The organism is Streptomyces sp. BPTC-684 (genome assembly GCF_030028635.1).
GTDB lineage: Bacteria > Actinomycetota > Actinomycetes > Streptomycetales > Streptomycetaceae > Streptomyces > Streptomyces noboritoensis.
The window spans coordinates 2518796-2532752 of the sequence record NZ_CP124863.1; the positions used below are offsets into that span (position 1 = coordinate 2518796).

Here is a 13957-nt window from a genome sequence, read left to right on the forward strand (position 1 = left end):
CCGAGCGAGCGTATTTTCACCCGTAAAGGCCAGGTCGGAACTCAGCCGACCTGGCCTTTCGTTACGTACCCACGACCTCCGCTTTGCGATCTCATGACGCCTGCCTCCTACGGTCAAGGAACGGCATGCGCGGAGGACAAGGGCGCGTGCGGGAACGACGGGGGAAGGTGCCGGTGGGCGACGACGGCAAGGTTCTGGACATCAAGACGGCTGATCTGAAGCTGTCGGCACCGGTCTTCCACGAACAGGCGAAGAACCTGAGCACCGCGCTGACGAACCTGGTCAAGGCGCTGGACGGCTTCGGCAAGCCGTGGGGCGACGACGAACAGGGCAAGGCGTTCGGGGACGCGTACGAGCCGCAGCAGAAGGCGATCGAGCGCGGTGCCGGGATCCTGGTGCTCGGGCTGACGAGCATCCACGAAGCCATGATCGACATGTCCGACGGGCACGTGGACAACGACGAGTTGATCGCCGGGATGTTCGCCAAGGTGAAGCCGCAGGACAAGCCTCAGGACGGGCCTCAGGGCGGTGCCGAGTGAGCGTCGAGGACGAGGCCAAGAAGATCCTGCTCAAGCTGGGCATGTGGTGGCCGGACGCGAACTCGGGCACCCTGCGGCACGCGGCGAAGGCCTGGCGGGACTTCGCGGACGCGGTCGACGACGTACGCACCCCCGTGAACAACACGGCGAGCTCGCTCATCCACAACAACCAGGGTGAGGCGATCGCGACCTTCACCACCTTCTGGGAGCGGTACGCCAAGGGCAAGGACGCGGGCTGGCTCAGCGATCTGGCGAAGTCCTCGCGGAACATGGCGGACGCCCTGGAGAAGTTCGCGGACGCGGTGGACGACGCGATCACCAAGCTGTGGACGCAGATCGGCATCGACGCGGTGGTGATCGCGGGCGGGATCGCGCTGGCCTTCTTCACCGCGGGCCTGGCCTCGGGCGCGGCGGTGGCGGCCGCCGACGTGATCATCGAGATGGGCGCCACGCTCGGCGTCGCGGTCTCCACCACGGTGGCGGAGATCGCGGCGGGCACGCTGGTGGCGGCCGCCTTCGGCGGCATCGAGTCGGTCACCGTCGACCTGGCCGTGGCCCAGCCGCTGAAGATCGCCACGGGCCTGCAGGACGGTTTCAGCCTGGACGAGGTCAACCAGGCCGCCAAGGACGGCATGATCTACGGCGGCGCGCTGGGCGCCGGGAGCGGCGTCCTGAAGGCGGGGGTCGAGGGCGCGTTCACCAACCCGACGCCGTTCATGCTGCGCCCGCCTTCGCTCCGCCCCGACCTGGTGGAACTCGGGCCCGCCGCCCGCAACTGCGAGCGCACCCGGTGCGTGGGCGAGCCGATCGACGTGGCGACCGGGGCGATGCTGATGTCGCAGACCGACCTGTCGCTGCCCGCCTCGCTGCCGTTCGTCTTCGAGCGCACCCATCTGTCCTCCTACCGGGGCGGGGTGTGCTTCGGCCCGACCTGGATCTCCACCCTGGACGAATGCGTCCAGATCGACGGCGAGGGCGTCGTCTTCGCGGGCGCGGACGGCATGCGCCTGGTCTACCCGGTGCCGACTCCCGGCGAGCCGGTACTGCCGGTCAAGGGCCCGCGCTGGCCGCTGGAGTGGGACGGCAAGCCGGACGGCGCGATGACGATCACCGACCCGGTCACCGGCGTGGTCCGCTCCTTCAGCACCCCGCTGAACTCCGCCACCCCCGGCGTCTTCCACCTGCCCATCGACGCCTGGCAGGACCGCAACGGCGCGCGCGTCGACGTCGAGCGCAACGCGGGCGGCGTCCCCGAGGGCATCCGCCACTCCGGCGGCTACTACCTCGCCGTCGACTCCCACGGCCCGCGCATCACCGCCCTGCGCCTGCTCGACCGGGCCCCCGACCGCTACACCGGCCGACTCCCCGCGGACGCGGGCACCGTGGTGATGCGCTACGGGTACGACGGGGCGGGCAACCTCACCGAGGTGATCAACTCCTCCGGCAAACCCTTGACGTTCGCGTACGACGACCAGGGCCGCATGACCCGCTGGACGGACCGCAACGGCACGTGGTTCTCCTACGTGTACGACGCACGGGGCCGGGTCGTACGTACCGACGGCGTCGACGGCATCCTGTCCGGGACGCTCGCGTACGACGAGGCGGCCCGGACGACGACGTACACCGACTCGCTGGGGCACGCCTCCAGCCACCGCTACAACGCGGAGGGCCTGGTCGTCGAGGAGACCGACGCGCTGGGCCACACCACGCGCACGCAGTGGGACGACCGCGGCGACAATCCCCTCACCAGCACCGATCCGCTCGGTCGCACGACCCGGTACGCGTACGACGACCACGGCAACCTCACCGAACTCACCCTGCCCGACGGCTCGGTGGCCCGCGCCGCCTACAACGGGCTCGGCCAGGCCGTCGAGGTGGTCGAACCGGGCGGGGCCACCTGGCGCCACACGTACGACGACCTCGGCAACCTCCTCACCACGACCGACCCGCTGGACGCGCGGACCACCCACACCTACGACGAGTCGGGCCACCTGACCGCCGTCACCGACGCCCTCGGCGGCACGCGGCACATCACCCCGGACCTGGCCGGCCTCCCCGCCGCGATCACCGATGAACTCGGCCGCACCACGACCGTCCGCCGCGACCCCTTCGGCCGCCCGACCGAGGTGACCGACCCCCTCGGCCACACCACCCGCACCACCTGGACCACGGAGGGCAGGCCCGCCCGGCGCGAGCACCCCGACGGCACGGCGGAGTCGTGGACCTGGGACGCCGAAGGCAACCCCCTCACCCACACCGACCGGGCGGGCCACACCACCCGCCGCACCGCCGCCCCGTTCGACGTCCCGGCCACCCGCACGACCGCCGAGGGCACCACGTACACCTTCACGCACGACACCGAGCGCAGACTCACGGGCGTCACCAACGCACAGGGCCTGACCTGGAGCTACACCTACGACGACGCGGGCCGCCCGACCGCGGAGACCGACTTCAACGGCCGCACCCTCACCTACACGTACAACGCGGCGGGCGAACTGGTCTCGCGTACCAACGGAGCGGGGGAATCCCTGCACTTCACGCGGGACCCGCTCGGCCGGATCACCGAACAGCGCGCCCAGGCCGACGGGACGACGACCGCGGACGGGACCAAGGCGGCGGACGGGACCACGACCTACGCCTATGACCCGGCGGGCCACCTGATCCGCGCGGTCAACGCCGACGCGGAGGTCACCCTCGTCCGGGACGCGCTCGGCCGGGTGACGGCCGAGACGGTGAACGGCCGCACCACGACGTACGAGTACGACGCGGGCGAGCGGCTCGTCGGCCGCACCACCCCGTCGGGGCTGGTCTCGCGCTGGTCGTACGACCCGACCGGTCGAGCGGTCGAACTGGCCTCGGACGCGGGCACGTTGACGTTCGCGTACGACGCGGCGGGCCGGGAGACGTCGCGCCGCATCGGCGACGGGGTCACCCTGCACCAGGACTGGGACGCCGGGGGCCGCCTCGCCGCCCAGTCCCTCACCGCGCGCTCGGACCTGGCCGACCGCCTCCTCCAGCACCGTACGTACGCCTACCGCGCCGACGGCCACCTGACCGAGATCCGCGACCTGAGCTCGGGGACGAGGAGGTTCACCACGAGCCCGGCCGGGCGGGTCACCGGCGTCCGGGCGCGCGGCTGGACCGAGGCGTACGCGTACGACACGGCGGGCAACCTGACGCGTGCGGCCGCGCCCGCCGCCGGTGCCGATGTGGGTGCCGACGCCACTGACGAGCGCGAGTTCGAGGGCACCCTGATCCGCCGGTCCGGGAGCACGACGTACGAGCACGATGCCCAGGGCCGCCTGGTCCGCCGCACGCGCAAGCTCCTCAACGGGCAGCGCCGGAGCTGGACCTACACCTGGAGCCCCGAGGACCGCCTCACCGGGGCGGTGACCCCCGCCGGGGAGTGCTGGCACTACGCGTACGACCCGATGGGCCGCCGCATAGCCAAGTACCGGCTGCTCGACGACGGCTCGACGGCCGACCGCACCGACTTCACCTGGGACGACACCCGCCTCGCCGAGCAGACGGCCCCCGACGGCCGGGTCACCGCCTGGGACTACGCCCCCGGTACCCACACCCCCCTGACCCAGACCGGCCACCGCCCCCTCGTCCGTACCGGAGGTACGTCCCTCCTGGCGTCGCTTGCCGAGGACACCACGGCCGACCGCACGATCCGCTTCCACGCGGTCATCACCGACACGGCGGGCACCCCCACCGAACTGGTCGCCCCCGACGGCGAGTTGGCGTGGCAGCACCACCACGTCCTGTGGGGCGCCCGCCACTCCACCGCCCCGAACGAGGCCTCGGCCGATTGCCCCCTGCGCTTCCCGGGCCAGTACGCCGACCCCGAAACCGGCCTCCACTACAACTACTTCCGCTACTACGACCCGGAGACGGCCCGCTATCTGTCGGCCGACCCCCTCGGCCTCGATCCGGCGCCGAACCACCACGGATACGTCGACACCCCGCTGTCGGTGATCGACCCGCTGGGGCTTCAGACGTGCGACGAGCCGGTACCGACGTCGAAGCCCCGGACGGGCGTGAAGGGCCTCATCAAGGAGGCCCAGCTGCCGACCTCCGGCCGCATCCGGTTCGTACCGTCGCAGGACGTCAACGTGAACTCGGGCCTGCCCCGGGGAACGCGGAAGGGCTACATCGACCGCTTCGGTAACGAGTGGATCAAGGGCCCGTCGCGCACGGCTGGCCAGCCGTTCGAGTGGGACGTACAGCTGAGCAAGAAGGGCCGGGCCCAGCTCGGCTGGCTGAGCCGCGACGGCAGCCACTTGAACGTATCCCTGGACGGCGAGATCACCCACAAGTGAGCCCCAGTGAGCCAACTGAGACAGTGGATGGCGCCACAGCCGCCGAGACAGCAGGAAACGGATTGACCGCCATGGAACAGACCGAACAGCCCCAAGGGGACGCGTTCCACTTCTACGCCGAAGTACGCATCACCCACTCCCCCCGCCGCCCGGAACTGGCGGGCCGCCTCGGCGCGATCCTCGGCATCACGGAACCCCGCGACCCGGCGGTCCCCCCCGCCTACGCGGTCATGGTGGACGACTACGACTACACGGTGCAGTTCGAACGCACCGAACTGACCCCTACGGGGCGGGACCGGAAGCACGAGGACTACTACTGAGCGCTCCGCTGGAAATGGGGTTCGTGGGCTGCGGGCTGTCCGGGCCGCCGGGTCGCCGGGTCGCGACCTTGCCCAGCGACGCCGGCCGGCTTGCGGCCAGCTTCTAGAGCCAGCCTGCCGCCTTGGCGGCGAGAAAGGCATCCGCCTCCGCCGTATCCGCTTTCGCGTTCAGTGCCTCGTTCCTGCCCATTCCCTCGCTCCCCGCCGCCTGCATGGCGGATTGCGATGCCTTCAGGGCTGCTCGATAGGCTGCGACGGAGAGTTCAGTGGCGCCACCGTGGTCTCGGGCGATCTGAGCAGCAACAGCGGCGGCAGCGGCGGCGTTCCTTGCGCAGCGTGCGTCTGCTGCCGGATCCAGGGGGCTGTGGGCCAGCTCCCCGAGAACCTGAGCAGACAGGCGGAGGGCGTTGGCGACCTTCTCGGCGGGTTCCCTGGGCACCGCTCGGGCATCGCGCTCCTCGATGCCGGCGTAGGCACACGCAGCCGCGGCACGGTCCAAGGCCCTACGGGCACGTGCAGCGTGCTTCTCCCTGAAAGCCGCCTCGGACGTCGAACCGATCTCGCGCTGCGAGGTGGCCAGTTGCTCAGTGCCGGCGGGTTCGCTCATCGCCATCTCCCTGTCATCCCAGACCGCAGTGATCAAATAAGCACCCGTTGTTAGCCCCGGGCAACGGTTGTGCCGCAGGGTGACAGGTCCAGCGCCAACAAACCAGTGCAGCCCTTGAATCCGGTCAGGTTGATCTCCGCGAGGACGACGTTCAGCTCGTGCGCCGCCTCGATCGCATCGTCCCCACCGAGCAACATGACCCGCTCGAAGCTGCGCCCCCAGGTGAGCGAGGCATCCGCCAGGTCGTCGCGGAGCTCGCGCTCCGTTCTCTCCTCCTGGCGCATGCCCTCCCTGAACTCGTAGAGCCGGACGGCCATGGCAATCTTCGCCTTCACCGCGTCGACGTAGTCGGCGTAAGCGTCGATCTTCTTGTCGTCCCACCTGGTCAGGAGCTGGTAGCGATTGCGGCTCCGCTCCATGGCGTGGAGGGATCAGCGGGCTCTGGCCGTTGGCAGAGGCTGTGCCGCGCGTGACGCAGTCTCTGCGGTTCGCGGGCTGCTGGCGGATCCGAGCGAACCCACGGCGCCGAGAGGTCATCGCAGCGCGGCGGAGCACACCGCGAAGGGCGTTGCAACGCACCGAGGGCACGGGCTCGTTGCGCCACAGTCGGGCGCTGGGGGCATACACACTCCCAGAGTTACGGTTCAGGTGAGACCCGCGGAGAGGTGGACGCATGAGCAATCCCGTGTCAGAGGCTCTGGTCACGGTGGGGCGCGGCTACCTGCGCCACGCCCCCACAGCACTCGGCAAGGCTCCGCTCTCTGCGCACTACCTGAACCCACGCCTGCGAGATCACCCCCGGCAACGCGTGGTCCGCACCCGCTTCGGCGCGCGCTTCGCCGTCGACACGACGGACCTGATCCAGCGGTACCTGTACATGTACGGCATCTGGGAACCGCACATGACGCGGTGGTTGGGGCGTCGACTGCGTCCCGGGGACACCTTCATAGACGTCGGCTCCAATATTGGTTACTACAGCGTGCTCGCCTCACGCCTTGTCGGTGGGGCGGGTCGCGTGGTGGCCGTAGAGGCCTCCCCCACGTTCCATCGCCGGGTGCTCCAGCACGCCCGGCTGAACGGCTGCGGCAACATCCGCGCGGTCAACTCCGCGGTCTCCGACCGAAATCAGATGCTGAAGTTCATCCTGGCCAGCTCGCGGAACATGGGCGCGACGAGCACCGTCCCGTACGAGGGCCCGGCAGAGTCCACGTTCGAGATCGAGTCGCACCCCCTGCCCGAGATCCTTGCCCCGCAGGAGATCGCCAACGCTCGCGTGATCAAGATCGACGTCGAGGGTGCGGAAGGAAGCGTCGTACGGGGCCTGGCCCCCATCCTCGGCAAGCTCCGGCCCGACGCGGAGATCACCGTCGAGGTGACCCCCGACCGCATGCGGCAGCTCGGCGACGACGTCACCGAGCTGCTGGCCACCATGCACGAGCACGGCTTTCACACGTACCGTCTGACCAACGACTACGCCCCGGAGTCCTACCCCGCCGCCCTCAGCGGCCCCGCCTCGGTGCCGATTCGGTGGCGCGCGCCGGTCGACTCGGAGAGCGACCTGGTCTTCTCCCGCGTCGACGCCGAGAGCCTCCCCTGACCAGGTCGGGGCGGCTCACAGCCACCCGAAGCGTGTCGCGCGGCGACTGAGCGAGCTGCGTTCCCAGACCGATCAGCTCGTCGGCGGGCATCCCCGGATCAGCCAAAGCCCTCTCCGCCATCGGACGAAGCGCCGGTCAATCCGTAGCGCTGGTCAGTCCGTCGTCGGGAAGTGCCACTGGAAGTGCGACAGGGCCGTCGCCCTGGCCTCCACCACCGCCATGCGCGCATCGCGCTCCGTGGTGTCCGTGTGGGCCGCCTGGCTGGTCGACTGCCCTTCCCACTTGCGGTAGATGAGCCCGACCTCGCGCGTGAAGTACCCGCGACTGACGGCGTCCAGCGCGAGCAGCAGACCCGTGTCCTCCGAGGCCGGAAGCGCCATCCACCCGCCGAGCGCGACGAGGAGATCACGGCGTACGAAGAGGGTCGCCGGGTGCACCTGCGCGCGGTAGCTGTGCTCCTGCCAGTGGCGCAGCACCTCACCGCGCTCGATCGGCCCGCCTTCCGGGTCCTGGTCGAAGCCGAGGGTCGAACCGTCGGGCAGGAGGTCGAGCACCCGGGACGTCGCCCAGCCGATGCTGCGGTCGGATTCGAGAACGGCCAGGTCACGGGCGAGCGCGCCGGGGGCGAGCTGGTCGTCGGCGTCGAGGATCTTGACGTAGTCGCCGTCCGCGTCCGCCAGCGCCATCGTCCGTGCCACACCGGGACCGCCGGCGCGGCCCTGCCGGAACGTCACACGCGGGTCGCTGGGGACGTGCGGGGCGACGTCCTCGCTGCGGCCGTCCTCGCGAATGACCCAGTGCCACTCCCAGCCGTCCGGGAGCTCCTGGTCGCAGAGCGACTTGTACGCCTCGGACAGGAACGTGGCGGACGGCGGGTGCACAGCGGTCACGACGATGATGCGCCGGGGCACGGCGTCACCACCTTTCCAGTGGAGTATTGAAGATCATTTCCGTGCGATCGCCGGGCACCGTGACGTACGAGACCTCCACAGGCCGGTCGTCGATGTCGTACGAGGTCTTCCGGAGCAGCACGACCGCCGTCCCGGGCGGGAGCTCAAGCTCCTCCGCCTCTTCCGGCGTCGGCGGGCGCGCGGTGACTCGCTCCTCTATGCGTCCCAGCTCGATGCCGATGGTGAAGAGCTGGTTCATGGTGCCGCCGGGCCACGGCTCCTTGGTCTCGTCCAGCAAGGCCGGGTTGCCCGCGACGAGATCGTGGATGAGATACGACGTCACGAGGTTGAACGGCGCCGTTTCGGCGCTGTACCGGGTCCGGTAGGTGCGCTGAAGGAGAAGCGTTCCCTCTGGGACTCCGAGGGCTTCCGCCAACTCCGCGTCCGCCTTCGCCTCGCGGTACGACGCGTAGAAGACGAGGTCGTCGACCGTCAGCCCGGTGTCGTGCTCCGTGGCGCCCGTCTGCAACCGCTTGGGCTCCGGTTGGCGAGCCCGGTCCTTCTCCCACTGGTGGCGGACGTTCGAGCGCACCACCGTCGTGCGCGGGCGACGTACGAAGTTGCCGCGGCCGTGCTGCTTCTCGACCAGTCCTTCATCCCTCAGGAGGCGTAGCGCCTCCCGGATCGTCGGCACGCTTCGCCCGAATCGCTCGGAAAGCTTTGCCTCCGTGGGCAGTTGGTCCCCCGGAGCCAGCTGACCCGCCCGGATGGACTCCCTGAGCTCATCCGCGATCCGCTCGTAGACCTTTGCCACCGTACTCACCGTTCCCGTCGTACGACCTCGATCAGCATACGAGTCATCAAGAGGTCTTGACGAGTCGAGAGCCGTCCGCCACACTCCTGGAAACTCATCAAGAGGACCTGAGGACAAGACCTCTTAAGGAGTTGCGCCAAGCGGATCCGCGTCCGGCGTCGCCTCTGCAACACCTTCACCCGCCTCCACCACGAAGGCACCCGCTGACCCCGGAGGGAGTCGCGTCATCATGGCCGCCTCCAAAAGCGCCATAGCCGGTTCCATCAACTGACCGTGAACGAGGGAGACATCACATGGACGAGCTGAATTCGGCCAAGTCCGAGCGCCCCACCCTGATGGCGGTCGGTGGCCTCCGCGACGCCGTCTCCGCGTTGGAGCGCGGTGAGGTGTCGATCGCCGTCGCCGCCCTGATGGCCATCGACAGCGACTCCTGGGACGCGATGGAGCGCCGGGTGGCCGCGCTGGGTGGCGACCTCCGGGGCCTCCTCGTGGCGGCGGGCGGCAAGAACGCCGCACCACTGACGACCCGCTAGGGCCTGTCCGACCCCGCCCCCGTGGACGCCACGAGTCCCACCGAACAGAACCGCGGAGGACGCCCGATGATCAACGAACCGAGCGGACCCGACGCCGCGTACGCGAACGCTCCCGAGGTGGGAGCCGAGATCACGTGGATCGCCCAGCGGGCCACCAGTCGGCCGACCGGCCCGGAGGCGGACCGCGAGTTCCGGCTCCGCAGGGCCGCCGCCCTGGACCGCATCGCGCTCCACGAGACCGCCACCGCGACGCCCTTAGTTGCCACCGAGGCCATCACCACGGCTGTCCGGGCTGCGGAGGACCTGGCCGAGTACGACGCCGAGCACGGTTCGCTCACCTTCCGGGGAGCGGAGCTGGCCGGCGCCGAGGACTTCCGCGCGTACGTGCGCGAGGAGTACCGCGCCTGGCACCACCCACAGGTCTCCTGAGCTTCACCCGGGGCAGCGGTCGACGGGTCAACGCAGCCCACCGCCCCGGGCTGGAATCGCCCGGTCATCAGCCGCTGTCGCCGGAAACCAGAAAAGCCCGGCTCAGACAGTGTCTGAGCCGGGCTTTATCTGAGCCGCCTTCGGGATTCGAACCCGAGACCTACGCATTACGAGGGCCTGCAAGATCATGACGGGCGGTGATCCGTGATCACGCTCGATCCGGTTTTACCTGGTCAGAGACTTGTCGGCCTCGCCGACGTGACACTCAATCCAACGGGTGCTGTCCCGTCCGCTCACGCAGCGCTCACGCAGCGGCCGCTCTCCCGAGAGAGTTGCCCCGCCTCAGCTGAGAACCTCCATCGGCACCAGACTGCCGACGCGCTCACGGACCATGAGGTCGAGGCGCCTCGGCGAGCACTCCCGATCAGACACATGCACGTACTGGCTGATGATCAGCCAGTTTGCCGTGATCCGAGCTCTGTTGTCAGACCTGCCGGATAGCCTGCGTGGTTATGAAGGAAGCATCTGATGTCCCTCGTGATCGGCGGCGCAGGTTCAACAGTGCAGAGCGTGTCGCCCTATTCCTAGCAACAGGCGGGCGATGCGTGGCGTGTGGCGACGAGTTGCTTCCAGGCTGGCACGGTGACCATGTGAACTCGTGGTCCGGTGGAGGCCCTACTGATGTAACCAACGGGCAGGCTCTCTGCCCGGACTGCAATCTGAAGAAGGGATCGGGCTCCATGGCAGATGCGTTTGGCCTGCGTGAATGGCAACAGGAGGCGCGCGAGCGCTACCACAGTCGAAACGGTGGCGCTGGCAACAACTTCCTGGTGGTGGCGACGCCTGGAGCGGGCAAGACCACGTTCGCGCTGACCATCGCCGAGGACCTGATGTCCCAGAACGCGATCGACAAGATGGTCGTCGTTGCCCCTACAGCGCATCTCCGTCGCCAGTGGTCCCAGGCTGCCAGCAGGAAGGGCATCCAGCTCGATCACCGGTTCGTCAACGCAAACGGGGTTGTTGGTTCCGACTTCGACGGCGTCGTGGTCACCTATCACGCTGTGGCGAGCGAGCCCCTCCTGTGGCGCAAGCTGTGCTCCGGCAGGCGGACGTTGGTGGTCTTCGATGAGATCCACCATGCTGGCGAGGGCGACGATCAGAAGTGGGGCCCCGCGCTGAAGCAGGCGTTCGAGGTAGCCGAACGTCGCCTGCTGCTGTCGGGCACTCCGTTCCGCACGGACGGCACGCCCATCCCGTTCGTGGAGTACACGGACAGACGCGCGGTACCCGGCTACAACTACGACTACGGCATGGCTCTGGCGGACGGCGGCGTGGTGCGACCTGCCGTATTCCCGGCGATGGACGGTGAGTCGAAGTGGCGCAGGTCCGGGGAGCTGTCCGTTACCTCGGTTGCGCTCGTCGACACCGACGAGACAACAGTGCCGCCGGCCCTGAAGGCCGCTCTAGATCCCAACGGGGAATGGATTCCTTCTGTACTCCGCGAGGCCGATGCCGCTCTGACTCAGGCTCGGATCGACACTCCGGATGCTGGAGGGCTAGTTGTCGCTTTCGACCAAAGCGCGGCCAGGGCGTACGCCGACATCCTCCAGCAGATCTCCGGAGAGCGGCCTGCTATCGCGGTCTCGGACGAACCTGAGGCATCACAGGTCATCAAGGACTTCACCGACAGCGATAGCCGGTGGATCGTAGCGGTCCAGATGGTCGCTGAAGGAGTGGACATCCCCCGTCTGGCCGTGGGCGTCTACGCTTCCCGCATTCGAACCCAGATGTTCTTCATCCAGGTCGCTGGTCGTTTCGTGCGTATGCGCGGAGAGGAAGACGAGACGACGGCTCGTCTGTTCATTCCTTCGATCCAGCCGCTTCTCAACTACGCTCAGGACATCGAGAAGACTGTCGACGCGGTTCTTGCCGACGAAGAGAAGCGCGTCCGCGAGATCCAGGATGGGGATGGCGGTGAGTCTGACGAGCCGCTCACTCTGGTACCCGCTTTCGAGACCGTCGGGTCTTCACAAGCGATCCATCACACGACCATCGCGAGTGGCGAATCCATCACCCCCGAAGAAATGGTCTTCGCCAAGAGCGTCATGAACAAGGCCGGGGCGGCCCCCCGAGGCACGACACCCGAGTATGTAGCTCTTCTCCTCCGCACCGCAGGCGCCACGTCTCCCTCAGTTCCCGGCCAACAGACAGCCACTCGCAGTCAAACGCCGTTGGCTGACCGCAAGCATGAGGTGCGACGGCTCTTGAAGCGCAAGGTCGGGAAATACTCCATTGCCATCAACAAACCTCACGAGCACATCCATGCCGAAATGAACAGGCACTTCGGCGACACCACCAAGACTGCCACGATGGACTCGCTCCTCAAGCGCATCGCGCTTTTGGATCGGTGGCTGAAGGAGAAGCAATGAACACTTCCGACGGCAATGCCGTCCTGGTCAACTCTCTCAGCTCTTCCCTGCGCTCGACGCTGAACGGACTGGGGACGGCCCCCAGCCTGATCCGCAGAGTCCTGGAAGAAGAGTCGTGGCGCCAGTTCACAACTCCCCGAGGGGAGGAGGTTGAGCACGCCACGTTCGAGTCGTTCGTCACGACAGCACCTACTGCAGGGCTAGGACAGACACTCGTCGAGATCGTGCGGGTGATCGGAGACGATAGCGAGACTCTCAGCTTGGTTGCGCGAGAGATCGGGGTCCCGTTCGAGGCACTCCGGGATACCGTGCGCCGAGCCAACGGACTAGGCCCTGTCGAAACGGATGCACACGAATTCGGCGCGTACGCGCGCTCCGGAGGATGGCTATTCGGCCTCATGGTTGCCCGCAGCGTTAAGCCGGGGGCCGCTGGCCAGTCGGCGGAGAACGAGCAGCGATGCGAGCCCTTCGAGAAGGTGCCAGCCAAACGGTTCGCACTCATGGCTGGTACGACCGCAGCACGCGTGATGCGCTTCTACCGAGCATGGGAGCGCGCAGCGGCAGCAGGTACGGTCCCGACCTTCCAAGAACTGAGCCCTGGTCAGAGCATTGATCTGCCTGCCCCGGAGTTGTGGGCCGAGTACTTCACCAAGTACGAACAGACTACAGACCGTCGCGAGAGCATCGCACAGCAGGCGGAGGTTGCGGGGACCAGCTATACCGAAGCGATGAAGGTGGCCAAGAACCCAGCCGCCATGCGCACTGCGATCCTTGGCGATCCCAAGACGGCTGAAGCTGCTCGAAAAGCACTCGTGGATCGAATGGAGGACGACCCGGAACTCCAAACTGCGATGGCTAGGACCGTGGCTGAAGTCCCCCACCTCAAGAAGGCCGTGTCCAACGAAACGAAGAAGGCCGACCAGCTTGAGTATGTGCGCCGCATCGCAGAGGAGGGGAAGCTGAAGACTCCTTCCGGCCAGATCATCGAAGCCCCGACTGACCTCCAAGCCGAAGCAAAACGTCACCTCACAAGCGTCGAGCGGCCAGGTGACGAAAATCCTGGCATGTCGGTCGCTGAGGCGTACGAGGCCGTCCAACAACTCGTGACCGCAACTATCGAGGCTGACCCGAAGGCGCTGGCAGAAGAGCAACGGGCACGCGTCCGCAAAGCGCTAACCAGCACAGCAAAGAGCATCGCCGCTGTCAGCGAGTCACCTCTGGCAGATATTGCCGATGAAGAACTAGTCCGGGAGATCATCGAACTCCAGGAGTCCGTGAATGCCCTGGCCAAGTTGGTTGCTTCCCAGAAGGGTGCTCACCTGCGAGTCATTGGTTCCCAGGCCGTTTAAATCAAAGCACAGTTGCGTCCCCCGCCTACGATCCGGGCGGGGGACGCAACTGTCCAGTCCAGCATCTTCAGGGCAGCCGTAGAGCCGGGTGGTCGGCCCATAGATCCATTCGCTCGCGCTGGCC

At 67.9% G+C, this 13957-nt stretch carries 12 protein-coding genes; 8 read left to right on the forward strand and 4 right to left on the reverse strand.

Annotated elements, in window-relative coordinates:
• Positions 1-146 precede the first annotated feature (146 nt).
• The 3 genes from QIY60_RS11240 (at position 147) to QIY60_RS11250 (ending at position 5184) form a co-directional block, all read left to right on the forward strand.
• Positions 147-539, forward strand: coding sequence for a hypothetical protein (locus QIY60_RS11240; protein WP_283142279.1), 393 nt, complete (start codon positions 147-149; stop codon positions 537-539).
• Positions 536-4864, forward strand: coding sequence for a polymorphic toxin type 17 domain-containing protein (locus tag QIY60_RS11245; RefSeq protein WP_283142280.1), 4329 nt, complete (start codon positions 536-538; stop codon positions 4862-4864). Before QIY60_RS11240 ends, QIY60_RS11245 begins: the two co-directional genes overlap by 4 nt.
• A gap of 71 nt (positions 4865-4935) precedes the next feature.
• Positions 4936-5184: a hypothetical protein gene (locus QIY60_RS11250; RefSeq protein WP_283142281.1), complete on the forward strand. Its 249-nt coding sequence runs from the start codon at positions 4936-4938 to the stop codon at positions 5182-5184.
• Between the two features lie 103 nt (positions 5185-5287).
• On the opposite strand, the gene QIY60_RS11255 is transcribed toward QIY60_RS11250, so the two are convergent.
• On the reverse strand, positions 5288-5791 hold the full coding sequence (locus QIY60_RS11255) for a hypothetical protein (RefSeq protein WP_283142282.1): 504 nt from the start codon (positions 5789-5791) through the stop codon (positions 5288-5290).
• A 50-nt stretch (positions 5792-5841) separates the two neighbouring features.
• Positions 5842-6210 (reverse strand): hypothetical protein, encoded by a 369-nt coding sequence (locus QIY60_RS11260; RefSeq protein WP_283142283.1) that lies wholly within the window; start codon positions 6208-6210, stop codon positions 5842-5844.
• A gap of 254 nt (positions 6211-6464) precedes the next feature.
• Here QIY60_RS11260 and QIY60_RS11265 point away from each other — a divergent pair, with 254 nt between their 5' ends.
• A complete protein-coding gene (locus QIY60_RS11265; RefSeq protein WP_283142284.1) occupies positions 6465-7388 on the forward strand; it encodes an FkbM family methyltransferase in 924 nt (307 codons plus the stop codon).
• 153 nt (positions 7389-7541) lie between these two features.
• Here the strand turns inward: QIY60_RS11265 and QIY60_RS11270 are convergent, their stop codons facing one another.
• Entirely contained in the window at positions 7542-8300 is a 759-nt protein-coding gene (locus QIY60_RS11270; RefSeq protein WP_283142285.1) for a glycosyltransferase family 2 protein, read from the reverse strand.
• A gap of 4 nt (positions 8301-8304) precedes the next feature.
• Entirely contained in the window at positions 8305-9093 is a 789-nt protein-coding gene (locus QIY60_RS11275) for a GntR family transcriptional regulator (protein WP_283142286.1), read from the reverse strand.
• A 293-nt stretch (positions 9094-9386) separates the two neighbouring features.
• Between QIY60_RS11275 and QIY60_RS11280 the strand changes: the two genes are divergently transcribed.
• From QIY60_RS11280 to QIY60_RS11295, 4 genes are all read left to right on the forward strand, one after another.
• Positions 9387-9626 (forward strand): hypothetical protein, encoded by a 240-nt coding sequence (locus QIY60_RS11280; RefSeq protein ID WP_283142287.1) that lies wholly within the window; start codon positions 9387-9389, stop codon positions 9624-9626.
• 66 nt (positions 9627-9692) lie between these two features.
• The gene (locus tag QIY60_RS11285) at positions 9693-10055 is read left to right on the forward strand and encodes a hypothetical protein (RefSeq protein WP_283142288.1); all 363 of its coding nucleotides are present in this window, start codon (positions 9693-9695) and stop codon (positions 10053-10055) included.
• A gap of 740 nt (positions 10056-10795) precedes the next feature.
• Entirely contained in the window at positions 10796-12484 is a 1689-nt protein-coding gene (locus QIY60_RS11290; protein ID WP_283142289.1) for a DEAD/DEAH box helicase family protein, read from the forward strand.
• On the forward strand, positions 12481-13833 hold the full coding sequence (locus QIY60_RS11295; protein ID WP_283142290.1) for a hypothetical protein: 1353 nt from the start codon (positions 12481-12483) through the stop codon (positions 13831-13833). The genes QIY60_RS11290 and QIY60_RS11295 overlap by 4 nt, the downstream gene beginning before the upstream one ends.
• The last annotated feature ends 124 nt before the right edge of the window (positions 13834-13957 follow it).